Origin of the sequence: Citrobacter sp. RHBSTW-01044 (assembly GCF_013781945.1) — a bacterium.
Lineage (GTDB): Bacteria > Pseudomonadota > Gammaproteobacteria > Enterobacterales > Enterobacteriaceae > Citrobacter > Citrobacter braakii.
Genome location: NZ_CP056180.1, coordinates 485,903 through 508,138 on the forward strand (window position 1 = coordinate 485,903; position 22,236 = coordinate 508,138).

The 22,236-nt window shown below is 52.2% G+C and carries 27 protein-coding genes; 14 read left to right on the forward strand and 13 right to left on the reverse strand.

The genetic code is table 11. The features are described from left to right. Positions 1–657 precede the first annotated feature (657 nt). The 4 genes from HV352_RS02385 (at position 658) to mtgA (ending at position 5,690) form a co-directional block, all read left to right on the forward strand. On the forward strand, positions 658–1,587 hold the full coding sequence (locus HV352_RS02385; RefSeq protein ID WP_049040958.1) for a TIGR01212 family radical SAM protein: 930 nt from the start codon (positions 658–660) through the stop codon (positions 1,585–1,587). A gap of 167 nt (positions 1,588–1,754) precedes the next feature. Next, positions 1,755–4,091 carry an aerobic respiration two-component sensor histidine kinase ArcB gene (arcB, locus tag HV352_RS02390; RefSeq protein ID WP_016154693.1) on the forward strand — a complete coding sequence of 779 codons (2,337 nt, stop codon included), beginning with the start codon at positions 1,755–1,757 and terminating at the stop codon, positions 4,089–4,091. A 229-nt stretch (positions 4,092–4,320) separates the two neighbouring features. Further along, the gene (gene elbB / locus HV352_RS02395; protein ID WP_047358524.1) at positions 4,321–4,974 is read left to right on the forward strand and encodes an isoprenoid biosynthesis glyoxalase ElbB; all 654 of its coding nucleotides are present in this window, start codon (positions 4,321–4,323) and stop codon (positions 4,972–4,974) included. Next, positions 4,971–5,690 carry a monofunctional biosynthetic peptidoglycan transglycosylase gene (gene mtgA / locus HV352_RS02400; protein WP_016157575.1) on the forward strand — a complete coding sequence of 240 codons (720 nt, stop codon included), beginning with the start codon at positions 4,971–4,973 and terminating at the stop codon, positions 5,688–5,690. The genes elbB and mtgA overlap by 4 nt, the downstream gene beginning before the upstream one ends. A gap of 86 nt (positions 5,691–5,776) precedes the next feature. On the opposite strand, the gene npr is transcribed toward mtgA, so the two are convergent. The 11 genes from npr to HV352_RS02455 all read right to left on the reverse strand — a co-directional run bounded on the left by npr (position 5,777) and on the right by HV352_RS02455 (position 13,696). Then, positions 5,777–6,049 carry a PTS phosphocarrier protein NPr gene (gene npr, locus HV352_RS02405; RefSeq protein WP_003828770.1) on the reverse strand — a complete coding sequence of 91 codons (273 nt, stop codon included), beginning with the start codon at positions 6,047–6,049 and terminating at the stop codon, positions 5,777–5,779. Continuing rightward, positions 6,046–6,900, reverse strand: coding sequence for an RNase adapter RapZ (gene rapZ, locus HV352_RS02410; RefSeq protein ID WP_003025085.1), 855 nt, complete (start codon positions 6,898–6,900; stop codon positions 6,046–6,048). Before rapZ ends, npr begins: the two co-directional genes overlap by 4 nt. A 45-nt stretch (positions 6,901–6,945) precedes the next feature. Next, a complete protein-coding gene (gene ptsN, locus HV352_RS02415) occupies positions 6,946–7,437 on the reverse strand; it encodes a PTS IIA-like nitrogen regulatory protein PtsN (protein WP_016154690.1) in 492 nt (163 codons plus the stop codon). Between the two features lie 83 nt (positions 7,438–7,520). Beyond that, positions 7,521–7,808 (reverse strand): ribosome hibernation promoting factor, encoded by a 288-nt coding sequence (hpf, locus tag HV352_RS02420; protein ID WP_003025078.1) that lies wholly within the window; start codon positions 7,806–7,808, stop codon positions 7,521–7,523. Between the two features lie 22 nt (positions 7,809–7,830). Further along, complete coding sequence (gene rpoN / locus HV352_RS02425; protein ID WP_016154689.1) at positions 7,831–9,264, reverse strand: RNA polymerase factor sigma-54; 1,434 nt, start codon at positions 9,262–9,264, stop codon at positions 7,831–7,833. Positions 9,265–9,310: 46 nt separating this feature from the next. Then, complete coding sequence (gene lptB, locus HV352_RS02430) at positions 9,311–10,036, reverse strand: LPS export ABC transporter ATP-binding protein (protein WP_003025073.1); 726 nt, start codon at positions 10,034–10,036, stop codon at positions 9,311–9,313. Between the two features lie 6 nt (positions 10,037–10,042). After that, positions 10,043–10,591, reverse strand: a complete 549-nt coding sequence (lptA, locus tag HV352_RS02435; protein WP_047358523.1) for a lipopolysaccharide ABC transporter substrate-binding protein LptA — start codon at positions 10,589–10,591, stop codon at positions 10,043–10,045. After that, complete coding sequence (lptC, locus tag HV352_RS02440; RefSeq protein WP_047358522.1) at positions 10,560–11,135, reverse strand: LPS export ABC transporter periplasmic protein LptC; 576 nt, start codon at positions 11,133–11,135, stop codon at positions 10,560–10,562. Before lptC ends, lptA begins: the two co-directional genes overlap by 32 nt. Beyond that, on the reverse strand, positions 11,132–11,698 hold the full coding sequence (gene kdsC, locus HV352_RS02445; RefSeq protein ID WP_046276014.1) for a 3-deoxy-manno-octulosonate-8-phosphatase KdsC: 567 nt from the start codon (positions 11,696–11,698) through the stop codon (positions 11,132–11,134). Before kdsC ends, lptC begins: the two co-directional genes overlap by 4 nt. 20 nt (positions 11,699–11,718) lie before the next feature. Then, a complete protein-coding gene (gene kdsD, locus HV352_RS02450) occupies positions 11,719–12,705 on the reverse strand; it encodes an arabinose-5-phosphate isomerase KdsD (protein WP_080859548.1) in 987 nt (328 codons plus the stop codon). Between the two features lie 13 nt (positions 12,706–12,718). Beyond that, positions 12,719–13,696: a calcium/sodium antiporter gene (locus HV352_RS02455; protein ID WP_016154684.1), complete on the reverse strand. Its 978-nt coding sequence runs from the start codon at positions 13,694–13,696 to the stop codon at positions 12,719–12,721. Positions 13,697–13,910: 214 nt separating this feature from the next. Between HV352_RS02455 and mlaF the strand changes: the two genes are divergently transcribed. The 7 genes from mlaF to murA all read left to right on the forward strand — a co-directional run bounded on the left by mlaF (position 13,911) and on the right by murA (position 18,759). Further along, positions 13,911–14,723, forward strand: a complete 813-nt coding sequence (mlaF, locus tag HV352_RS02460) for a phospholipid ABC transporter ATP-binding protein MlaF (protein ID WP_016154683.1) — start codon at positions 13,911–13,913, stop codon at positions 14,721–14,723. A gap of 7 nt (positions 14,724–14,730) precedes the next feature. After that, positions 14,731–15,513, forward strand: a complete 783-nt coding sequence (mlaE, locus tag HV352_RS02465) for a lipid asymmetry maintenance ABC transporter permease subunit MlaE (RefSeq protein WP_003025053.1) — start codon at positions 14,731–14,733, stop codon at positions 15,511–15,513. Positions 15,514–15,517: 4 nt separating this feature from the next. Beyond that, positions 15,518–16,075 carry an outer membrane lipid asymmetry maintenance protein MlaD gene (gene mlaD, locus HV352_RS02470; protein ID WP_016154682.1) on the forward strand — a complete coding sequence of 186 codons (558 nt, stop codon included), beginning with the start codon at positions 15,518–15,520 and terminating at the stop codon, positions 16,073–16,075. Between the two features lie 18 nt (positions 16,076–16,093). Then, a complete protein-coding gene (gene mlaC, locus HV352_RS02475; RefSeq protein WP_016154681.1) occupies positions 16,094–16,729 on the forward strand; it encodes a phospholipid-binding protein MlaC in 636 nt (211 codons plus the stop codon). Continuing rightward, on the forward strand, positions 16,729–17,022 hold the full coding sequence (gene mlaB / locus HV352_RS02480; protein WP_016154680.1) for a lipid asymmetry maintenance protein MlaB: 294 nt from the start codon (positions 16,729–16,731) through the stop codon (positions 17,020–17,022). Before mlaC ends, mlaB begins: the two co-directional genes overlap by 1 nt. Positions 17,023–17,191: 169 nt before the next feature. Continuing rightward, positions 17,192–17,446: a BolA family iron metabolism protein IbaG gene (gene ibaG / locus HV352_RS02485; RefSeq protein ID WP_003025040.1), complete on the forward strand. Its 255-nt coding sequence runs from the start codon at positions 17,192–17,194 to the stop codon at positions 17,444–17,446. 53 nt (positions 17,447–17,499) lie between these two features. Next, entirely contained in the window at positions 17,500–18,759 is a 1,260-nt protein-coding gene (gene murA / locus HV352_RS02490; RefSeq protein ID WP_003839949.1) for a UDP-N-acetylglucosamine 1-carboxyvinyltransferase, read from the forward strand. Between the two features lie 59 nt (positions 18,760–18,818). Here murA and sfsB read toward each other — a convergent pair whose 3' ends face one another. Both sfsB and ispB read right to left on the reverse strand, forming a co-directional pair. Next, the gene (gene sfsB, locus HV352_RS02495) at positions 18,819–19,103 is read right to left on the reverse strand and encodes a DNA-binding transcriptional regulator SfsB (RefSeq protein WP_016154679.1); all 285 of its coding nucleotides are present in this window, start codon (positions 19,101–19,103) and stop codon (positions 18,819–18,821) included. 221 nt (positions 19,104–19,324) lie between these two features. Further along, positions 19,325–20,296, reverse strand: coding sequence for an octaprenyl diphosphate synthase (gene ispB, locus HV352_RS02500; RefSeq protein ID WP_046276012.1), 972 nt, complete (start codon positions 20,294–20,296; stop codon positions 19,325–19,327). A 257-nt stretch (positions 20,297–20,553) separates the two neighbouring features. On the opposite strand from ispB, the gene rplU reads away from it, so the two are divergent. The 3 genes from rplU (at position 20,554) to HV352_RS02515 (ending at position 22,235) form a co-directional block, all read left to right on the forward strand. After that, a complete protein-coding gene (rplU, locus tag HV352_RS02505; protein ID WP_003025032.1) occupies positions 20,554–20,865 on the forward strand; it encodes a 50S ribosomal protein L21 in 312 nt (103 codons plus the stop codon). Between the two features lie 19 nt (positions 20,866–20,884). Then, positions 20,885–21,142 (forward strand): 50S ribosomal protein L27, encoded by a 258-nt coding sequence (gene rpmA, locus HV352_RS02510; RefSeq protein ID WP_003025030.1) that lies wholly within the window; start codon positions 20,885–20,887, stop codon positions 21,140–21,142. A gap of 127 nt (positions 21,143–21,269) precedes the next feature. Continuing rightward, positions 21,270–22,235, forward strand: a complete 966-nt coding sequence (locus HV352_RS02515; RefSeq protein WP_049040918.1) for a DMT family transporter — start codon at positions 21,270–21,272, stop codon at positions 22,233–22,235. Position 22,236 lies beyond the last annotated feature (1 nt).

The window sequence follows — 22,236 nt, forward strand, 5'->3', positions numbered from 1 at the left end:
GATTCCCATCTGGACCGTTGCGCACGGGCACACCAAGAGCATGGCGACGGGGTTTGCGTGTCATACGCTTACCTCGCATTCGCCCTCTTTATCCTTTTCGCACAGGTCAAACAAGTTTGAGGACTTGCTTCAGAGGGAATCTCAATTACTGCATAAATATGATGAGCAGACTGCTCATCCAGAAAGCTTCCAGCGGATTTCCAAGTTATCGGGAATCCACACACAGGTCAAATGGCAATCTTATTTATGCAAAAATGTGCTATTGGGCAATTAACTTTATGAAAATATTGAAATAAAAGGGTTTTATACATTGATATAACCTGAGGAGGATGCCCTGGGAAGTGTGATCTGTCTCACTGTAAGAGAGGCCGGATATCTCTCGTCCTCCCTTTGTTTATCGATATACTTGGCATTTTATGCTGGTTTTTAGAGTTTTGGCGTCTTAAAGATACTGTTTTTACGCTGAGAGTATAAGAAGATAAAAAAAACAGCTGGATATAAGGAAAAGTAATTATATTTTGAGTGAATGAAATTTCGATTATTTTGATTTGTTATGCAATAAATAAAGGCTCGCCAGGGCGATTGATCCAGGTCATCGCCGACTGGGGCAAAAAATGGCAGGCTTTGGCCTCTTTTCAAGGCGCGGTCTACCAGATTATGCAGTTACAGAAATTAGTCAATATGTTTGGTGGGGATCTTTCTCGCCGTTATGGGCAAAAGGTTCATAAACTCACGCTGCACGGCGGCTTTAGCTGTCCAAACCGTGATGGCACCATCGGACGCGGCGGATGTACTTTCTGTAATGTCGCCTCGTTTGCCGATGAAGCACAGCAGCACCATTCAATTGCCGAGCAGCTTGAGCATCAGGCGCAGTTGGTCAATCGCGCCAGACGCTATCTGGCCTATTTCCAGGCTTATACCAGCACCTTCGCGGAAGTACAGGTGCTGCGTTCGATGTATCAACAGGCGGTCAGCCAGGCCAACATCGTCGGGTTATGCGTTGGGACGCGCCCCGACTGCGTGCCGGATGCGGTACTCGATCTGCTTTGTGAGTATAAAGACCTCGGCTATGAGGTATGGCTGGAGCTCGGTCTGCAAACCGCGCATGACAAAACTCTGCACCGGATTAACCGCGGCCATGATTTTGCCTGCTATCAGAACACCACGCGGCTGGCGCGCGAGCGCGGGCTGAAAGTGTGCTCACACCTGATTGTTGGCCTGCCGGGAGAAGGACAGGCAGACTGTCTGCAAACCATGGAACGTGTGGTGGAGACGGGCGTTGACGGTATTAAGCTGCATCCGCTGCATATTGTGAAAGGCAGTACGATGGCAAAGGCCTGGGAAGCTGGACGGCTGAACGGAATTGAACTGGACGACTACACGGTTACCGCCGGGGAGATGATCCGCCATACGCCGCCAGAGGTGATTTATCATCGAATCTCTGCCAGCGCGCGTCGCCCAATGCTGTTGGCTCCGCTATGGTGTGAAAACCGCTGGACCGGGATGGTCGAACTGGATCGCTATCTCAATGCTCATGGTGTTCAAGGCTCTGCGCTTGGCACTCCGTGGATTCAGCCTGGGAGCTAACCATCCGGCAATCTGCGCCTGCTTGCCTGATGACGCTACGCTTATCAGGCCCACGTTGAATCTCTCCTCGGTCATTTCACCGATAACCTCCGCATTTCTTGCACAATCTTCAACGTCACGCTGAGAATTGAGTATTATTGTGCCAAGTTGTCGTGAAGGAACCCTCTATGAAGCAAATCCGTATGCTGGCGCAATATTACGTCGACCTGATGATGAAATTGGGTCTGGTGCGCTTTTCGCTGTTATTGGCGCTGGCGCTGGTCGTGTTGGCGATTGTGGTGCAGATGGCTGTCACCATGGTGCTGCATGGCCAGGTAGAAAGCATTGATGTTATCCGCTCTATCTTTTTTGGTCTGTTAATTACCCCCTGGGCCGTCTATTTTCTGTCAGTGGTGGTGGAGCAACTGGAAGAGTCCCGGCAACGCTTGTCACGACTGGTACAAAAGCTGGAAGAGATGCGCGAGCGCGATCTCAAGCTCAATGTGCAGTTGAAAGATAATATTGCCCAGCTTAATCAGGAAATTGTTGAGCGCGAAAAAGCCGAAGCGGAGCGCCAGGATACGTTCGAGCAGTTGAAGGTTGAAATCAAAGAGCGCGAAGAAGCGCAGATTCAGCTTGAGCAGCAGTCTTCCTTTTTACGCTCTTTCCTTGATGCCTCGCCGGATCTGGTTTTTTATCGTAATGAAGATAAAGAATTTTCCGGCTGTAACCGTGCCATGGAACTGCTGACCGGCAAGAGCGAAAAGCAGTTGGTGAATTTAAAACCGGCTGATGTTTACTCCCCTGAGGCGGCAGAAAAGGTCATTGAAACCGACGAGAAGGTGTTCCGTCATAACGTCTCACTCACCTACGAACAGTGGCTGGACTATCCGGACGGGCGCAAAGCCTGCTTTGAAATTCGCAAAGTGCCTTACTATGACCGCGTAGGTAAGCGGCATGGTCTGATGGGTTTTGGGCGCGATATTACCGAGCGTAAGCGTTATCAGGACGCGTTAGAGCGTGCCAGCCGCGATAAGACCACCTTCATTTCTACCATCAGCCACGAACTGCGCACTCCGCTTAACGGCATTGTCGGCTTAAGCCGGATCCTGCTGGATACGGATCTGACCGCTGAGCAGGAAAAATACCTGAAAACAATCCACGTCTCTGCCGTGACGCTGGGGAATATTTTCAACGATATTATCGACATGGATAAGATGGAGCGACGTAAAGTTCAGCTCGATAACCAGCCGATCGATTTCACCAGCTTTATGGCGGATCTGGAAAACCTCTCTGGCCTGCAGGCGCAGCAAAAAGGGCTGCGTTTTGTGCTTGAGCCGACGTTACCACTACCGCATAAGGTCATTACCGACGGCACGCGTTTGCGCCAGATTCTGTGGAATCTGATCAGCAACGCCGTGAAGTTTACCCAGCAGGGGCAGGTAACCGTGCGGGCGCGCTATGACCAGGGGAATATACTGCATTTCGAGGTTGAAGATTCCGGGATCGGTATTCCGCAGGATGAGCAAGATAAAATCTTCGCCATGTATTATCAGGTGAAGGACAGCAATGGCGGCAAACCGGCAACGGGAACCGGGATTGGACTGGCCGTATCGAAGCGTCTGGCGAAAAATATGGGCGGTGATATTACGGTCTCCAGCCAGGCTGGCAAAGGCTCCATCTTTACGCTGACCGTGCATGCGCCTGCGGTAGCGGAAGAGATTGAGGACGCCTTTGAAGACGACGACATGCCGCTGCCAGCCCTGAATGTGCTGCTGGTGGAAGATATCGAACTGAACGTTATTGTCGCGCGTTCAGTGCTGGAAAAACTGGGCAACAGCGTGGATGTCGCCATGACCGGGAAAGCCGCGCTGGAAATGTTCACGCCGGGCGAATATGACCTGGTGCTGCTGGATATTCAGCTACCGGATATGACCGGTCTGGATATCTCGCGCGAGCTGACGCAAAAATACGCCCGTGAGGACCTGCCGCCGCTGGTTGCGCTTACCGCCAACGTTCTGAAAGATAAAAAAGAGTATCTGGACGCGGGAATGGACGATGTGCTGAGTAAGCCGCTGTCGGTTCCGGCGTTAACCGCCATGATCAAAAAATACTGGGATACCCGAAACAAAGAGGAGAGCACTGTGACATCTGAAGAGAGCAGTAAATCGCAAGCGCTGTTAGATATTCCTATGTTGGAACAATACCTCGAGCTGGTGGGACCGAAGTTAATAACCGACGGGCTGGCGGTGTTTGAGAAGATGATGCCGGGATATTTGAGCGTGCTGGAGTCCAATCTGACCGCACGGGATAAAAAAGGCGTTGTTGAGGAAGGCCATAAAATTAAAGGCGCGGCAGGTTCCGTGGGGCTGCGCCACCTGCAACAGTTAGGTCAGCAAATCCAGTCGCCAGACCTTCCAGCCTGGGAAGATAATGTTGCTGAATGGATTGAAGAGATGAAGCAGGAGTGGCAGCACGACGTGGCGGTATTGAAGGCCTGGGTGGCGAGCGTGGAAAAAAAATGACCCCGGCTTGACCGGGGTGCGCGAATACTGCGCCAACACCAGGGAAATCGTGGCTGCGCCGTAAATTATTATCATTGTTTACAAGGGCGCAGCCCTAATTTTCAGGCCGCACGCAGTTAAGATAGCAAATCTTAAATAATTTGTTACATGAATCAGTTAAATGTGTGAAGCGTAGCATTTAAATCATAATAACTAATATGTTTCAGCCAGTTGAGAAAGGAGTATCACGATGAAAAAAGTGGGTGTAGTGCTCAGCGGATGCGGCGTGTATGACGGCGCAGAGATCCATGAAACTGTTCTCACGCTTCTGGCGATTGCCCGCAACGGTGCTCAGGCCGTATGTTTCGCACCGGATAAACAACAAGCGGATGTGATTAATCATCTGACCGGCGAGCCGATGCAGGAAACGCGTAATGTGCTGATTGAAGCCGCCCGTATAACACGCGGTGATATTCGCCCACTTGCTCAGGCAGTCTCAACGGAACTGGATGCGTTGATCGTGCCAGGCGGGTTTGGCGCGGCCAAAAATCTGAGCAATTTTGCCAGCCAGGGCAGTGAGTGCCGGGTTGATAGCGACTTAGCTGCGCTGGCGGTGGCTATGCATCAGGCGGGTAAGCCGCTGGGATTTATGTGCATTGCGCCTGCCATGTTACCTAAAATTTTTGACTTTCCGCTGCGTCTGACCATCGGTACTGATATTGATACGGCAGAGGTGCTGGAAGTGATGGGCGCTGAGCATGTGCCTTGTCCGGTTGATGACATTGTCGTTGATGAAGACAACAAAATCGTCACTACTCCCGCCTATATGCTGGCGCAGGACATCGCTCAGGCCGCGAGTGGTATCGATAAACTGGTATCACGTGTGCTGGTGCTGGCTGAATGAGAAAAGGAGTTACCGCCTTTCTGCGACGTATCTTTCTGCGGGCGGTCGTTGTCCTCGCCGTATTCTGGGGCGGGGGCATCGCACTTTTCAGCGTGATGCCAGTCCCTTTCTCTGCCGTGATGGTCGAGCGGCAACTGAGCGCATGGCTGTCCGGTGATTTCGGTTATGTGGCGCACTCAGACTGGGTGAGCATGGATGAGATCTCACCGTGGATGGGACTGGCGGTGATCGCCGCGGAGGACCAGAAGTTTCCCGAGCACTGGGGATTCGATGTTTCCGCCATAGAGAAAGCGCTGGCGCACAACGAACGTAATGAAAACCGTATTCGCGGGGCGTCGACGTTATCGCAACAGACGGCAAAAAACCTCTTTCTGTGGGATGGACGTAGCTGGGTGCGTAAAGGTCTCGAAGCCGGGCTAACGCTGGGTATGGAAACCGTCTGGAGCAAGAAGCGTATTCTGACCGTTTACCTGAATATTGCTGAGTTTGGTGATGGGGTTTTCGGCGTGGAGGCAGCGGCGCAGCGCTATTTCCATAAGCCAGCCAGTCGGCTGAGTCTGTCTGAAGCGGCCTTGCTGGCTGCGGTATTACCCAATCCTTTGCGTTTTAAAGCGAATGCGCCTTCTGGTTATGTACGTAGCCGTCAGGCGTGGATTATGCGCCAAATGCGCCAGCTAGGCGGTGAGTCGTTTATGCGGGAAAATAAGCTGTATTAATGGGTTTATTGCCGGATACGGATCCGGCCTACGGGAGAGTGACGTTGCCGTGTAGGCCTGATGAGCGCAGCGCTTCAGGTACTCGGCTAATCTTCATCAAACCCTGAATTAAACAGGGCAATCACCGCTGCCAGGGCTTCCACTTCCTGTGGACCCGTGGCTTCAACTTCTATCTGACGCCCTTTGGCAGAATCAAGCATCAGCAGAGCGATAACACTGTTTGCCTCGGCTTCCGTTCCTTCATCATTACGCAGCAAAACTTCTGCTTCAAAACCCTGCATCAATTCAAACAGTTTCATGGCTGGGCGAGCATGCATACCCAGCTTATTCGTGATTTCAACGGTTTGCTTCACGGTCATGATTTACGTTTTTCCAGCGTACGATGGCGTGACTGTACGTTTTTACCGCGTGAGCGGAAGTAGTCTGCCAGCTGCTCTGCAATATACACCGAACGGTGTTTCCCGCCGGTACAGCCGATAGCTACGGTGAGGTAGCTGCGGTTGTTGGTCTCCAGCATGGGTAACCATAGCTCAAGATAGCTGCGAGTCTGGTAGATAAAATTGTGTACTTCTGTGTGCCTGTCAAGGAAGGCGGCAACGGGGCGGTCAAGACCGGTCATCGGGCGCAGCTTCGGATCCCAGTGCGGGTTAGGCAGGAAGCGCACGTCAAAGACGTAATCCGCGTCAATTGGGATACCGTGTTTGAAACCAAAGGATTCGAATACCATCGTCAACTCGCGTTCGCGCTTGCCTAGCAGGCGAGTACGCAACATTTCCGCCAGTTCGTGCACGGACATTTCGGAGGTATCCACGATTAGGTCAGCACGAGAGCGCAGAGGCTCCAGCAAATCGCTTTCCTTATCGATAGCGCTCTCCAGAGATAAGTTCTTGCTGGAAAGAGGATGCAGGCGACGCGTGTCGCTGTAGCGGCGAATCAGGGTGTTACGATCGGCGTCAAGGAACAGCAACTGTGGTGAGAAGCCTTCAGGCAGATTGTTCATTGCCTGCTCGAAAATCTCTGGGGACTCAGGCATGTTGCGCACATCAATGCTGACGGCCGCAGAAATCTGGCGATCGGCCAGAGTACGAGCCAGATCGGGCAACAGCACTACGGGAAGGTTATCCACGCAGTAAAAACCCATATCTTCCAGCGCTCGCAGGGCGACAGATTTTCCTGACCCCGAACGACCGCTGACGATCATCAGTACCATGTACTGTTTCTCCTCACAACGACAAAAAAGGATGCCATTGGGTTGTTATGCTTCATCCAGTCCACCTTCGGTGTCCGTGATGATTTGATACAACTCCTGGTCACTCTGTGCTGCGCGCAGGCGGCGGCAGATGGTTTTATCGGCCAGACGTTTGGCGACCAGCGACAACGTATGCAAATGCGTCTTGGTTTGGTCTGCCGGAACCAGCAGGGCGAAAAGCAGATCGACGGGTTGATTATCAATGGCGTCGAAAGCAATAGGCGTTTCAAGTTGCACAAACACGCCAACTGCGCGCATCGTGTCTTCTTCCAGCTTTCCGTGCGGGATAGCAATTCCATTACCGATGCCGGTACTGCCCATTTTTTCACGCGTCAGAATGGCTTCAAATACCACCTGAGAGGGCAAGCTGAGCTGTTTTGCCGCCAGTTCGCTGATGATTTCCAGCGCGCGTTTCTTGCTTTGGCAGTGAACGCCAGCGCGTGTACATTCCTGGTTAAGAACATTGCTCAGTTGTAGAGTCGTATCGTTATTTGTCATAATTTCACCTAAGCGCTAACTGTACAAATGGCCCGTTGTGCTACACAACAGGCCGTCCTGCACCCGCTAACTGCCCGGACAAGTTAGTGCTGTTTCAGTTTATCTTTATGTTTTGTTAACTGCCGAGCCAGTTTATCAATTAAACCGTCAATGGCGGCGTACATATCCTGACCTTCCGCGCTGGCATGAATTTCGCCACCGTTCACATGCAGTGTTGCATCCGAGATATGTGTCACCTTCTCCACTTTCAACACAATATAGACCTGATTAATCCGGTCGAAATATTGTTCTAGCTTGGCGAATTTTGTATTAACAAAATCGCGTAAGGCTTCAGTGATTTCGACGTTGTTTCCAGTGATGTTGAGCTGCATAGTGTCTTCCTTATCGGTTGGGTCAGACCAGCTGTTTGCGCTGGTTCGACGGCGGAATGGATAAAGACTCTCGGTACTTCGCAACAGTGCGGCGTGCCACCATGATACCCTGTTCTGACAGCATAGAGGTTAACTTGCTGTCACTCAGCGGTTTCGCGGGGTTTTCCGCAGCAATTAATTTCTTCACCAGTGCACGTATAGCTGTGGATGAGGCTTCGCCTCCGCCTTCAGTGTTAACGTGACTGGAAAAGAAATACTTCAATTCAAAAATGCCGCGCGGACTGTGCAGATACTTTTGCGTGGTCACTCGGGAAATGGTCGATTCGTGCATCTCGACGGCCTGGGCGATATCCGCCAGCACCATCGGTTTCATAAACTCTTCGCCTTGATCAAAGAAGGCTTGCTGCTGTTCAACGATACAGCGACTGACGCGCAGCAGCGTATCATTGCGACTTTCCAGGCTTTTAATCAGCCACTTTGCATCCTGCAGATTGCTACGAATAAACTGGCTGTCAGCATCGTTGCGCGCGCTGTTGCACATGGCGGCGTAGTGCTGGTTAATCTGCAACCGTGGAATGCTGTCGCCGTTGAGTTCGACCACCCAGCGATCGTTATGCTTACGCACCAGTACATCCGGAATAACGTATTCTGGCTCCCCGGTCTGGATAGACTGCCCAGGTCTGGGGTCCAGGGACTGAATAAGATTGACGGCTTCTTTCAGCACATCTTCTTTCAGCCGGGTTACGCGCATCAGCGTGCGGAAGTCATGGTTGGCTAACAGATCGAGGTGATCGCTGATGATCAGGCGCGCTTCTTCCAGCCACGGCGTGGCTTTATCAAACTGTGAAAGTTGGATCAATAAGCAGTCGCGGAGATCTTTGGCCGCCACGCCCACGGGATCAAAACGCTGAATGCGTTTAAGCACGGCTTCGATTTCGTCCATACCGACGTCGTCATCGCCCATGCTTTCGAGAATATCGTCCAGGGTTACGGTGAGATAACCGGTTTCGTCTACCGCATCAACAATGGATGTCGCAATCGCGCGATCGGTATCCGAGAACGGGGTCAGCTCTACTTGCCACATCAGGTAATCCTGCAGTGATTGCGTGGTCTCCCCCTGATACACAGGCAGTTCGTCGTCGATGTAATCCCCGCTGGTGCCAGAAGGTGTACCGGCGGTGTAAATTTCATCCCAACTGGCGTCAAGTGGCAGCTCCTCTGGCATCTCTTTTTGTTCGAGAGCATCTGCGGTGTCGAGGGATTCGCTGTCCTGTTTTTCCTGGGTATCAATTTCGTCGTGAAGATCGGTTTGCTCGAGCAGTGGGTTACTTTCCAGCGCTTGCTGAAGTTCTTGCTGAAGTTCCAGCGTGGACAGCTGCAACAGACGGATAGCCTGTTGTAGCTGAGGCGTCATCGCCAGTTGTTGGCTAAGCCTGAGTTGCAAACCTTGCTTCATGTTCAGAGTTGTTCTCTCCTGCGGTGACGTGAAGTCTTCTACCCTATCAGAGTCTGAAGTCTTCCCCAAGGTATACGCGTTTAACGTGCTCATCCTGCAGTATTTCTGTTGGCGTGCCATGCGCGATCAGGTGGCCCTGACTCACGATGTAGGCGCGCTCACACACTGCCAGCGTTTCGCGAACGTTATGGTCGGTAATCAGCACCCCAAGCCCGCTGTCGCGCAGGTGTTCGATGATCCGTTTGATATCAATAACGGAAATCGGGTCAACACCGGCAAACGGTTCATCCAGCAGGATAAATTTCGGATTCGCGGCCAGTGCGCGGGCGATCTCCACGCGGCGTCGTTCACCACCGGAGAGCGACTGCCCCATGCTGTCACGCAGGTGTTCGATGTGGAACTCTTCCATCAGCTCGTTGGCGCGATCTTCCCGCTGCTCGCTGGTAAGATCGTCACGAATTTGCAGCACCGCCATCAGGTTATCAAACACGCTCAGGCGACGGAAAATAGACGCTTCCTGCGGCAAGTAGCCGATGCCGCGACGCGCGCGCGCATGCAGAGGCAGTAGGCTGATGTCTTCGTCATCAATGATAATGTTGCCCGCATCACGTGGGACAATGCCGACCACCATGTAAAAGGTCGTTGTCTTGCCCGCACCGTTAGGACCGAGCAGACCGACGATCTCCCCGGAGTTGACGGTCAGACTGACATCTTCCACCACACGGCGGCCCTTATAGGCTTTTGCAAGGTTCTTTGCAGTTAATGTTGCCATAACGAATCAGTTACCTTTTTTCTCTGCCGGAGCCTTGTTTTTGTCCTGCAACTGCGACGGTACCAGAACGGTGGTGACGCGTTTGCCTTTATCGCTGAAGGCCTGCATTTTCTGCTCTTTCACCAGATAGGTGATCTTATCGCCCGTGATGTTGCTATCGAGCTGTTCCAGGTAAGCCTTACCGGTGAGAACGACGAAGTCTTTCGCCAGTTCATAATGCATGTGTGAGGCGTGGCCTTTAACCGGTTTACCGTTGTCCTGCATCTGGTAAAAGGTTGCAGGATTACCGTAGCCATCAATGACTTCTTTACCGTCTTCACCGCCAGGGCGGGTTACGACGACTTTATCGGCGTTAATTTTGATGGTGCCCTGAGTCACAATCACGTTGCCAGTAAAGGTCACCACGTTGCCTTGCATATCAAGAGACTGCTGGTCCGACTCAATGTGAATCGGCTGCTCGGTATCGCCGGTGACGGCGAATGCCGGGATGCTGGCGGCCAGAAGTGAGCTGGCAAGCACAAGATTAAGGCTGAGTTTGTTTGTTTTGGATTTCATATGAGGTTCTAACCTTTTCAATCAGCTCGGCGTTCTTGCTGCGTAAGTTGCCGCGCATCTTCAGTCCGCTGGAGTTAAATGTTGTGCCATATAACGTGACGAGATCATCGGAAGTGACGTCTTGTGTCACCAGGTTAATCTGTGCGTTATCGGTCGTCATTCTGCGTAGTTGAGAGTCGGGCACCAGGGCGTTGACCTCAACATGGCCGTACAGATATAGCATCCGATCGTTGGTCAATTTGGCTTTATCAGCCTTGATCGTCCAGGTCGGTACTTTATCCTTATCAAATGTGGTTAATACCGGTTGAGTAAACCACGAAACCGCTTGTTCCGAATAATATTCAACGTTTTGCGCGATCAAGTGATAGCTCAGTGCGCCTTCGGGACTATACACAACGGTATCAGTATGTTCGCTCTTATAGGTTGGCTCGTTGTTATTTACGACGACCTCAGCGGTGTCGTCTTTGTCTGCCAGATTAATACCAATCATCACAAGGACAGCCAGCGACAGTAGAATGATAACCCAACGTCTGGTTTTGCTCATATCGATTGCCCTTTGGCCTCGTCCAGTTTGCCCTGCGCCAGGAGTAATAAATCGCAGACTTCACGTACCGCGCCGCGTCCCCCATCGATGCGGGTGACATAATCAGCCCGCGGGATCAGCAAAGGATGAGCATCCGCCACCGCCACGCTTAATCCCACTTGTGCCATCACCGGCCAGTCGATCAGATCATCGCCAACGTACGCAACATTTTCAGGAGCGATCGCCAGTTTGCTAAGGAGATCGTTAAAGGCGACCAGTTTGTCTGACTGCCCCTGATACAAATGCGTGATCCCCAATGTGGCACAGCGATCTTCTACAAGTTTAGCCTTTCGTCCGGTAATAATGGCAACCTCGATACCGGAAGTGAGCGCACAGCGAATTCCGTAACCATCGCGGACGTTAAAAGCCTTCAGCTCTTCACCGTTGTTGCCCATATAAATCAGACCATCAGACAGTACGCCATCCACATCCAGGATCAGCAAACGGATGTTCTCTGCCCGGGTGATAACGTCTGTGCTGACGGGTCCATAACAGGTCGCAAGCGACGCACCTGCTTTACTCATTTTCTTTATCCTTGAGTTTCTTACACTACACCTGCACGCAGCAGATCATGCATATGTAACACACCAAGTAACCGGTCGCCATCAGCAACCATTACCGAGGTGATATGGCGGGACTGCATTAAGTTCAGGGCATCGACGGCAAGAATGCCCGGACGCACGCGAATGCCGCCAGGGGTCATCACATCGGCAATGCCTAACTGGCGAACATCAACGCCCATATCGAAGACGCGACGTAAATCGCCATCGGTGAAAATACCGTCAATCTTCATGTCATCATCGCAAATGACGGTCATGCCGAGATTTTTACGCGTGATCTCAAGTAAGGCGTCACGCAGGCTGGCGCTTTTAGTCACATACGGGATCTCATCGCCCGTATGCATAATATCGTTAACGCGCAGTAAAAGCTTACGGCCTAGTGCGCCACCGGGATGAGATAACGCAAAATCTTCCGCGGTAAAGCCACGCGCTTTTAATAATGCCACGGCTAGCGCATCGCCCATCACCAGCGTTGCGGTCGTGCTGCTGGTCGGCGCCAGGCCTAACGGGCAAGCTTCCTTGGGCACTTTAACACACAGATGCACATCTGCCGCACGCGCCATGCTGCTTTCCGGACGACCGGTCATGCAGATAAGCGGTACATGAAGGCGTTTTAACACCGGGATTAACGCCGCTATCTCATTGGATTCACCGGAGTTAGAGATGGCGATGACTACATCCTGCGGCGAGACCATGCCCAGATCGCCATGTGCGGCTTCGCCTGGATGCACGAAAAATGAGGGGGTGCCGGTGCTGGCAAATGTGGCCGCCATTTTCCGCCCGATATGTCCAGATTTCCCCATCCCCATCACTACAACTTTGCCCGGGCAGCTGAATATTTTCTCGCAGGCGAGAGTAAAATTTTGGTTGATGTACTGATCAAGCTCCGCCAGGCCTTCACGTTCAATTGCCAGGACTTCCTTGCCTGCTTGCTGAAAGTCAAAACCCGGTTGCAACTCTAAGTGCGACATAATGCGTTTCCAGTTATCCAACGAGAAGTGGCGATAACCAATACAGCATCGCCAGCCATATGATAAAACCGCCGGTCAGCAGCGCACCCGCGCCGCGACCAATCTGGCGCGGACGTCGCCAGCAGAGTAGTGCAAAAATTACGCTCACCAGCAGCATGACGCTATAGTCACGGGTGAAGGCCATCGGATTGACTTCCCCCGGCGTAATCAGCGCCGGCAGTCCGAGGACGATAACAATATTAAAAATGTTCGCGCCGATGATGTTGCCGACGGCAATATCGTTTTCACCTTTACGCAGACCCGCAATTGCCGTTGCCAGCTCCGGCAGGCTGGTACCAATGGCGACAACCGTCAGCCCGATGGTGAGTTCGCTCATGGCGAAGTAGTTCGCCAGTACGGTTGCGTTATCTACCACCATACGCGTTGCCATTGGCATAATAATTAGCGCAATACCCAACCACAAAAACGCGACCGGTAACCCGCCTTCGCGCGGCAGTTCCGCGATCTGCTCGCGGGTCAGGCTGTCGTTACCTTGTCGCTCAGCCAGACGGGCGATTTTAACAATGAATAACAGCCATAGCACGGCCAGAAGCAGAAGAAAGAAACCATCGCTGCGACTCAATTGCCCGTCATACAGGACCGATGCGGCTAAGATGCTTACCAGCAACATTAGCGGTAATTCACGACGCAGAACATCAGAATGCACGGTAAAAGGATGAATCAGCGCCGACAGGCCTAAAATAAGCAGAATGTTGGTAATGTTAGAGCCGATGGCGGTACCGACGGCTAAATCAAGCTGCCCGTTCATCGATGCGGCAACGGAGACAATTATCTCGGGTAACGATGTACCAATGCTGACCACGGTCATCCCGATGATAATGGGGGGAATACCGAAGTTTCGACATAAAATGGATGCGGCAAATACCAGTCGGTCGGCACCGTAGACCACCAGAAGTAAACCAATTATTAACAGCGCCGTCGCTAAAAGCATCTAAAGTCCTTTCTTCAGGTATACTCGCCGGTCCACTTGAAGGATTTCTGGAAGCCGTCACGAATTCTTAATTTTGACTTTATGCGGCTAAAAAGTAAAACAAATGCCAGCTTTCGCTAACCAGGACAGGTAATAATCTGTAAATATGTTGGGTTCAGGGCTAAATTGAGCGCCAAACTCTTCGATCAACGAGGCAATAGTAAAGGATGAATCAATGGGTCAGTCTGTGGCGAATCTAATCGATATGCGCGATGTCAGCTTTTCCCGAGGCGACCGCTGCATCTTTGATAATATTTCCCTGACGGTGCCGCGTGGTAAGGTGACGGCGATCATGGGGCCATCAGGCATCGGCAAAACGACGCTGTTGCGTCTGATCGGCGGACAAATCTCCCCCGATAAGGGCGAGATCCTGTTTGACGGCGAAAATGTCCCGGCCATGTCCCGTTCGCGTTTATTTACCGTGCGTAAGCGCATGAGCATGCTATTCCAGTCTGGTGCGCTGTTTACTGATATGAATGTGTTTGACAACGTTGCATACCCGTTGCGCGAGCATACAACACTGCCTGCGCCGCTGCTGAAAAGCACGGTAATGATGAAGCTCGAGGCCGTTGGCCTGCGGGGCGCGGCAAAATTAATGCCTTCTGAATTATCCGGTGGGATGGCGCGTCGTGCCGCGTTAGCACGTGCTATCGCGCTGGAGCCAGACCTTATTATGTTTGATGAGCCGTTCGTCGGCCAGGATCCCATCACCATGGGCGTGCTGGTGAAGCTGATTTCTGAACTGAACAGCGCACTGGGCGTCACCTGCGTGGTGGTTTCCCATGATGTGCCAGAAGTGCTGAGTATTGCGGATTACGCCTATATTATGGCGGACAAAAAAATAGTGGCCTACGGTAGTGCTCAGGCGCTGCAAGAAAATGCCGATCCGCGTGTGCGTCAGTTCCTCGATGGCATTGCCGATGGACCGGTTCCGTTCCGTTACCCGGCGGGCGACTACCACATCGATTTACTCAAAACAGGGAGTTAAGCCACCCATGTTGTTAAATGCGCTGGCATCACTCGGACATCGGGGAATAAAAACCCTCAGGACGTTCGGGCGAGCCGGATTAATGTTGTTCAATGCAGTTGTCGGCAAGCCGGAGTTTCGCAAACATGCGCCGCTGCTGATACGCCAGCTCTATAATGTCGGTGTCTTATCGATGCTGATCATTATTGTTTCTGGCGTGTTCATCGGCATGGTGCTGGGGTTGCAGGGATACCTGGTGCTGACGACCTACAGTGCGGAAACCAGCCTCGGTATGCTGGTGGCGCTGTCATTGCTACGTGAGCTGGGGCCGGTGGTTGCGGCGCTGTTGTTTGCCGGGCGGGCCGGATCGGCCTTAACCGCAGAGATTGGCCTGATGCGGGCGACCGAGCAGCTTTCCAGCCTGGAAATGATGGCCGTCGATCCACTGCGCCGAGTGATCTCCCCGCGTTTTTGGGCCGGTGTCATTTCATTGCCGCTGCTGACGATTATATTTGTCGCGGTGGGGATCTGGGGTGGGTCGTTGGTTGGCGTAAGCTGGAAAGGTATTGATGCAGGCTTTTTCTGGTCGGCTATGCAAAATGCCGTCGACTGGCGTCTGGATCTGGTCAACTGCCTGATTAAGAGCGTGGTTTTTGCCATTACGGTCACCTGGATTGCATTGTTCAATGGTTATGATGCTATCCCGACCTCTGCCGGGATTAGCCGGGCAACGACACGCACCGTAGTGCACGCCTCTCTTGCCGTTCTGGGGCTGGATTTTGTGCTGACCGCACTGATGTTTGGGAATTGAGTTCATGCAAACGAAAAAAAATGAAATTTGGGTCGGGTTATTCCTGCTGGTTGCGCTGCTGGCCGCGCTGTTTGTCTGCCTGAAGGCGGCGAACGTCACCTCAATGCGTACTGAACCGACTTATACGATTTATGCGACCTTTGATAATATCGGCGGTCTGAGAGAGCGCTCTCCGGTGCGGATTGGCGGGGTCGTGGTAGGACGCGTATCGGACATCTCGTTAGATCAGAAAACGTACCTGCCGCGCGTGACGCTGGAAATTGAATCGCGTTTTAACCATATTCCTGACACCAGTTCTCTGAGCATCCGTACTTCCGGTCTGTTGGGCGAACAGTATCTGGCATTGAACGTAGGTTTTGAAGATCCTGAGCTGGGAACGTCTATCCTCAAAGATGGCGGTACGATTCAGGACACGAAATCTGCGATGGTGCTGGAAGATATGATTGGTCAGTTCCTTTACAACAGCAACAGTAAAGGTGATGACAATAAGAATTCTGGCGATGCGCCAGCCGCAACTGAAGGCAATAATGAAGCCACTACGCCTGCGGGCGCAACGAAATAATCTCAGGAGAATCGACGTATGTTTAAACGATTGATGATGGTGGCTATGCTGGTGATTGCTCCACTTAGCGCGGCAACCGCAGCGGACCAGACGAACCCGTACAAACTGATGGATGAGGCGGCGCAGAAGACGTTTGACCGTCTGAAGAACGAGCAACCTAAAATCCGTTCCAACCCGGATTACCTGCGTCAGGTGGTCGATCAGGAACTGCTGCCTTACGTGCAGGTTAAGTATGCAGGCGCACTGGTACTGGGCCGCTACTACAAAGATGCGACCCCGGCTCAGCGTGACGCCTATTTCGCCGCATTCCGTGAATATCTGAAGCAGGCTTACGGTCAGGCGCTGGCGATGTACCACGGCCAGACCTATCAGATTGCCCCTGAGCAGCCGCTGGGTGATGCGACCATCGTGCCTATCCGCGTAACCATCATCGATCCAAACGGTCGTCCTCCGGTACGTCTGGATTTCCAGTGGCGTAAAAATTCCCAGACGGGTAACTGGCAGGCGTATGACATGATTGCTGAAGGCGTAAGTATGATCACCACCAAACAGAATGAGTGGAGCGACCTGCTGCGTACGAAAGGTATTGATGGCCTGACGGCACAGCTGAAATCTATTTCTCAGCAGAAAATCACGCTGGAAGAGAAAAAATAATGACGCAGTCACTCACCTGGATGCGTGAAGGCGACAAGCTGGTGCTGGTGGGAGAGCTGGATCAGGACGTGTTAAACCCATTATGGGATGCGCGAGTTGAGGCGATGAAAGGGGTATCCTGCATCGACCTGAACCAGATTTCCCGGGTGGATACCGGTGGTCTGGCATTACTGCTGCACCTGATTAATGAGGGCAAGCAGCAGGGGAACAGCGTTTCGCTCGCTGGCGTTAACGATAAAGTGTACACGCTGGCGCAGCTTTACAATTTGCCTGACGACGTTCTTCCGCGTTAATTTTTGTAAGCCGGATAAGGTCTTGTGCCGCCATCCGGCAACTCCTCTGCGGGGGATCTGCCACTAAAGCCTTGTCTGATTTATCAGCGGGGCTTTTTGCTTATTTATGACAGCGCCACTTTGCTCTAAGATGTTGGGCTGTTTTCACTATCTGACGAATGAAGAGCCCATGGAAAATAATGAAATTCAGAGCGTGCTGATGAATGCACTCTCCCTCCAGGAAGTCCACGTTTCTGGCGACGGCAGTCACTTTCAGGTTATTGCCGTGGGTGAGATGTTTGAAGGCATGAGCCGGGTCAAGAAACAGCAATCGGTCTATGGCCCGTTGATGGAGTACATTGCGGACAACCGCATTCATGCCGTGTCGATTAAGGCGTTTACTCCAGCGGAATGGGCGCGCGATCGCAAACTTAACGGTTTTTGAGCTACGGGTGATATGCCGGTAGCGAAGATAAATTCTTAACAGAGAACAGAATAATGGATAAATTTCGTGTTCAGGGGCCAACCAAGCTCCAGGGCGAAGTCACAATTTCAGGCGCTAAAAACGCCGCGCTGCCGATCCTGTTTGCGGCGCTGCTGGCGGAAGAACCTGTAGAGATCCAGAACGTCCCGAAACTGAAGGATGTTGACACCTCAATGAAGCTGCTGAGCCAGTTGGGGGCGAAAGTTGAGCGTAATGGTTCTGTGCACATTGATGCGCGTGACGTGAACGTCTTCTGTGCGCCGTACGATCTGGTCAAAACCATGCGTGCATCCATCTGGGCGCTTGGGCCACTGGTTGCCCGCTTTGGCCAGGGCCAGGTTTCACTGCCGGGCGGCTGCACCATCGGCGCGCGTCCGGTTGACCTGCACATTACTGGTCTGGAGCAGTTAGGCGCGACTATTAAGCTTGAAGAAGGCTATGTGAAAGCGTCCGTTGATGGCCGCCTGAAAGGCGCGCATATCGTCATGGATAAAGTGAGCGTCGGCGCGACGGTCACTATCATGTGCGCAGCAACGCTTGCCGAAGGCACTACCATCATCGAAAACGCCGCGCGTGAGCCGGAGATCGTGGATACCGCGAACTTCCTGATTGCGCTGGGCGCAAAAATCACAGGCCAGGGTACCGATCGTATTACTATCGAAGGCGTTGAGCGCCTCGGCGGCGGTGTGTATCGCGTTCTGCCTGACCGCATCGAAACCGGTACTTTCCTGGTCGCAGCGGCAATTTCTCGCGGCAAAATTATCTGTCGTAATGCACAACCTGACACGCTGGATGCCGTTCTGGCGAAGCTGCGTGATGCGGGAGCGGATATCGAAGTCGGTGACGACTGGATCAGCCTGGACATGCACGGTAAACGTCCGAAAGCGGTCAATGTGCGCACGGCGCCGCACCCGGCGTTCCCTACCGATATGCAGGCCCAGTTCACGTTGCTGAACCTGGTGGCAGAAGGTACGGGCTTCATCACGGAAACCGTGTTTGAGAACCGCTTTATGCACGTGCCTGAGCTGAGCCGTATGGGCGCTCACGCAGAAATCGAAAGCAATACCGTGATTTGCCACGGCGTGGAAACGCTCTCCGGCGCACAGGTTATGGCGACCGATCTGCGCGCATCTGCAAGCCTCGTGCTGGCAGGGTGTATTGCTGAAGGTACGACGGTAGTCGATCGTATTTATCACATCGATCGCGGCTATGAGCGCATCGAAGATAAACTGCGCGCGCTGGGTGCAAACATTGAGCGCGTGAAAGGCGAGTAATCGTCTACGTCTCTTGTAACCCCCAGTTCTGTGAACCGGGGGTTACTACTCATCAGTGTTCATTCAGGATTCTGTTTCTCTTTGCGTCCCCTCATCATCCGCGTTCTGTCGATAAACTCATGTGTTTTTGCATCGTGATAGCGTGACGGCCAAATCACCCACGGGTCGGTTCCCAACGATCGGGCGATAATCAACTCACCTTTTGGCCATGGGCGTGTTAACGCATTGGCCAGCGTTGATGAGCTTAATCCATTTTTACGTGATTCAGCGGCCATTGAGGTCCCTTTCTTGCGCAGTCCGGCGATGATATCGGCCGGATGCCAGTCAATCAGCTTGTTTTCCATAAACTCATCTCTCCTTTGGTTATCGACTTATGGTTCCACGATCGGTTGTGGAGATACTATAACGCCCGGAGAACGAATGTTCTAAAATGTTCATGTAAAGTGTGGGTATATTCAGAATATGCCAAATTCATGCGAAGATTGCTGGATAGGGGGAAGTGTTTATTGGAATTTATAAAAGCATCCCGTGCAGGGCACGGGATGATGAAAGATGCCGCAGGGTATTAACGGTCGCGCTGTACGGCGATATGCGCCAGACCAATCAGCGCTTCTCTCCACGGCGTATCAGGCAGTACCTGCAGCGCAGCGATGGCCTTATCAGCCTCTTCTTCTGCACGTTGGCGAGTCCACTCCAGGGAACCACAGGCGTTCATCGCTTCCAGAACAGGCTCCAGAAGGTGACGGCCATTACCCTGCTCAATAGCCTGGCGGATCATTTGTGCTTGTTCAGGGGTGCCGTGGCGCATGGCATGCAGCAGCGGCAGCGTTGGTTTGCCCTCGTTGAGGTCATCACCGACGTTTTTACCCAGTTGCTCACCATCCGCGTTGTAATCCAGCAAATCGTCAATTAACTGGAAAGCAGTACCGAGATAACGGCCATAATCCTGCAACCCTTTCTCTTGTTCTTCGCTGCAACCAGCCAGAATGCCAGAGCATTGGGCAGCCGCTTCAAACAAACGCGCGGTCTTACTGTAGATAACGCGCATATAGTTTTCTTCAGTGATGTCCGGGTCGTTGACGTTCATCAACTGTAAGACTTCACCTTCGGCGATGACGTTGACCGCTTTCGACATGACTTCCAGCACTTTCAGCGAACCGAGGCTGGTCATCATCTGAAAAGCGCGGGTATAGATAAAATCGCCGACCAGCACGCTGGCCGCATTGCCAAACGCCGCATTCGCCGTGGCTTTTCCGCGGCGCATGTCGGACTCATCCACAACATCGTCGTGCAACAGGGTCGCGGTGTGGATAAACTCGATGAGGGCTGCAATCGTAACGTGTGCATTTTGCTGGTAGCCAACTGCACGCGCGGCGAGTACGGCGATCATTGGGCGAATGCGTTTTCCGCCGCCGCTAACGATGTAGTACCCCAGTTGATTGATCAGCTGCACGTCGGAATTGAGCTGTTCAAGGATTGTCGCATTGACCCCCGCCATATCTTGCGCGGTTAACTCATTGATTTTTTCTAAATTCATCGCAAAAGCCGGGCTTCTCGCCCCGATTACCTCACTGTATCGGAAGGTAACGTCGGGTTTAGGGTTATAAATATATGCTGATTGTACTGAAAAAACGCCATAGATAAACGTTACCGTACGTGTTGTGTTTTTTTTCTTCATGTATTGACGTAGCACTTGTCAAAGGCTCGCGTTTTGCGTAATATTCGCGCCCTATTGTGAATATTTATAGCGCACTCTGAATCATCAAAAAGGTGTGCGCGGAAGCGGAGTTTTTTATGTACGCGGTTTTCCAAAGTGGTGGTAAACAACACCGAGTAAGCGAAGGTCAGACCGTTCGCCTGGAAAAGCTGGACATCGCAACTGGCGAATCTGTTGAATTCGCAGAAGTTCTGATGATCGCAAACGGTGAAGAAGTCAAAATCGGCGTTCCTTTCGTTGATGGCGGCGTTATCAAAGCTGAAGTTGTTGCTCACGGTCGTGGCGAGAAAGTTAAAATTGTTAAGTTTCGTCGTCGTAAACACTACCGTAAGCAGCAGGGCCATCGTCAGTGGTTCACTGATGTAAAAATCACTGGCATCAGCGCTTAAGTTAAGGGGAGCAGATTAAATGGCACATAAAAAGGCTGGCGGCTCGACTCGTAACGGTCGCGATTCAGAAGCTAAACGTCTGGGCGTAAAACGCTTCGGCGGTGAAACAGTTCTGGCTGGTAGCATCATCGTTCGTCAACGTGGTACTAAATTCCACGCTGGTTCCAACGTTGGTTGCGGCAAAGACCACACTCTGTTTGCTAAAGCAGACGGTAAAGTGAAATTTGAAGTGAAAGGCCCGAAAAACCGTAAATTCATCAGCATCGTTGCTGAATAAGTTTTTCGCGTCCCGGTAACGGATAAAAGCCCCGCAACACGTTGCGGGGCTTTTTACATTCGACGGCCGGTAAATACGCTCGTCGCGCCGTGATAACCCGGAAACGAGCCCTTGCAGGGAATACGGCATGAAGCAGCAGGCAGGTATTGGTATTCTGTTAGCACTCACAACGGCAGTATGTTGGGGCGCTTTGCCAATAGCGATGAAGCAAGTGCTGGAGGTGATGGAGCCTCCTACCGTGGTGTTCTACCGTTTTTTAATGGCAAGCATTGGCCTTGGCGCTATTCTTGCGGTTAAAAAAAAGCTCCCTCCGTTGCGTATTTTTCGCAAAGCGCGTTGGCTGATCCTGTTGGCTATCGCTACCGGTGGGTTGTTCGGTAACTTCATTCTGTTTAGTTCATCCTTGCAATATTTGAGCCCAACGGCTTCGCAGGTTATCGGTCAGCTGTCACCGGTTGGTATGATGATTGCCAGCGTCTTTATCCTGAAAGAAAAGATGCGCGGTACGCAGGTGATTGGCGCCATTATGCTTCTGAGCGGCCTGGTTCTGTTTTTTAATACCAGTCTGATCGAAATTTTTACCCGTCTCACCGATTACACCTGGGGCGTTATCTTTGGTGTTGGTGCGGCGATGGTCTGGGTGAGCTATGGGGTCGCGCAAAAGGTGTTATTGCGCCGCCTGGCATCACCGCAGATCCTGTTTTTACTGTACACTTTATGTACGATTGCGTTGTTGCCGTTGGCTAAACCCAGTGTCATCACGCAGCTCAGTGACTGGCAGCTGGCATGCCTTGTATTCTGCGGCCTGAATACGCTGGTAGGATACGGTGCTCTCGCGGAAGCGATGGCGCGTTGGCAGGCGGCACAGGTGAGCGCCATTATTACGCTCACTCCGCTGTTTACGTTGTTATTTTCAGATTTATTATCACTGGCCTGGCCCGATTTCTTCGCCAGACCGATGCTAAACCTATTAGGTTATCTCGGTGCGTTTATCGTGGTTGCGGGCGCGATGTATTCCGCCATTGGTCATCGAATTTGGGGCGGTTTACGTAAGCATGAAACGGTGGTTTCGCAGCCCCGCTCAGGCGAATGAT

Bases quoted from the DNA above. Each gene is read 5' to 3' on its own strand.
- HV352_RS02515 (WP_049040918.1), top strand. From the start codon at position 21,270: ATGAAGCAGCAGGCAGGTATTGGTATTCTGTTAGCACTCACAACGGCA.
- rpoN (WP_016154689.1), bottom strand. From the start codon at position 9,264: ATGAAGCAAGGTTTGCAACTCAGGCTTAGCCAACAACTGGCGATGACG.
- mlaF (WP_016154683.1), top strand. From the start codon at position 13,911: ATGGGTCAGTCTGTGGCGAATCTAATCGATATGCGCGATGTCAGCTTT.
- ptsN (WP_016154690.1), bottom strand. From the start codon at position 7,437: ATGACAAATAACGATACGACTCTACAACTGAGCAATGTTCTTAACCAG.
- kdsD (WP_080859548.1), bottom strand. From the start codon at position 12,705: ATGTCGCACTTAGAGTTGCAACCGGGTTTTGACTTTCAGCAAGCAGGC.
- kdsC (WP_046276014.1), bottom strand. From the start codon at position 11,698: ATGAGTAAAGCAGGTGCGTCGCTTGCGACCTGTTATGGACCCGTCAGC.
- ispB (WP_046276012.1), bottom strand. From the start codon at position 20,296: ATGAATTTAGAAAAAATCAATGAGTTAACCGCGCAAGATATGGCGGGG.
- mlaD (WP_016154682.1), top strand. From the start codon at position 15,518: ATGCAAACGAAAAAAAATGAAATTTGGGTCGGGTTATTCCTGCTGGTT.
- rpmA (WP_003025030.1), top strand. From the start codon at position 20,885: ATGGCACATAAAAAGGCTGGCGGCTCGACTCGTAACGGTCGCGATTCA.
- sfsB (WP_016154679.1), bottom strand. From the start codon at position 19,103: ATGGAAAACAAGCTGATTGACTGGCATCCGGCCGATATCATCGCCGGA.
- rplU (WP_003025032.1), top strand. From the start codon at position 20,554: ATGTACGCGGTTTTCCAAAGTGGTGGTAAACAACACCGAGTAAGCGAA.
- murA (WP_003839949.1), top strand. From the start codon at position 17,500: ATGGATAAATTTCGTGTTCAGGGGCCAACCAAGCTCCAGGGCGAAGTC.
- lptB (WP_003025073.1), bottom strand. From the start codon at position 10,036: ATGGCAACATTAACTGCAAAGAACCTTGCAAAAGCCTATAAGGGCCGC.
- mlaB (WP_016154680.1), top strand. From the start codon at position 16,729: ATGACGCAGTCACTCACCTGGATGCGTGAAGGCGACAAGCTGGTGCTG.
- HV352_RS02455 (WP_016154684.1), bottom strand. From the start codon at position 13,696: ATGCTTTTAGCGACGGCGCTGTTAATAATTGGTTTACTTCTGGTGGTC.
- ibaG (WP_003025040.1), top strand. From the start codon at position 17,192: ATGGAAAATAATGAAATTCAGAGCGTGCTGATGAATGCACTCTCCCTC.
- HV352_RS02385 (WP_049040958.1), top strand. From the start codon at position 658: ATGCAGTTACAGAAATTAGTCAATATGTTTGGTGGGGATCTTTCTCGC.
- arcB (WP_016154693.1), top strand. From the start codon at position 1,755: ATGAAGCAAATCCGTATGCTGGCGCAATATTACGTCGACCTGATGATG.
- hpf (WP_003025078.1), bottom strand. From the start codon at position 7,808: ATGCAGCTCAACATCACTGGAAACAACGTCGAAATCACTGAAGCCTTA.
- mlaC (WP_016154681.1), top strand. From the start codon at position 16,094: ATGTTTAAACGATTGATGATGGTGGCTATGCTGGTGATTGCTCCACTT.
- elbB (WP_047358524.1), top strand. From the start codon at position 4,321: ATGAAAAAAGTGGGTGTAGTGCTCAGCGGATGCGGCGTGTATGACGGC.
- npr (WP_003828770.1), bottom strand. From the start codon at position 6,049: ATGACCGTGAAGCAAACCGTTGAAATCACGAATAAGCTGGGTATGCAT.
- lptA (WP_047358523.1), bottom strand. From the start codon at position 10,591: ATGAAATCCAAAACAAACAAACTCAGCCTTAATCTTGTGCTTGCCAGC.
- mtgA (WP_016157575.1), top strand. From the start codon at position 4,971: ATGAGAAAAGGAGTTACCGCCTTTCTGCGACGTATCTTTCTGCGGGCG.
- mlaE (WP_003025053.1), top strand. From the start codon at position 14,731: ATGTTGTTAAATGCGCTGGCATCACTCGGACATCGGGGAATAAAAACC.
- lptC (WP_047358522.1), bottom strand. From the start codon at position 11,135: ATGAGCAAAACCAGACGTTGGGTTATCATTCTACTGTCGCTGGCTGTC.
- rapZ (WP_003025085.1), bottom strand. From the start codon at position 6,900: ATGGTACTGATGATCGTCAGCGGTCGTTCGGGGTCAGGAAAATCTGTC.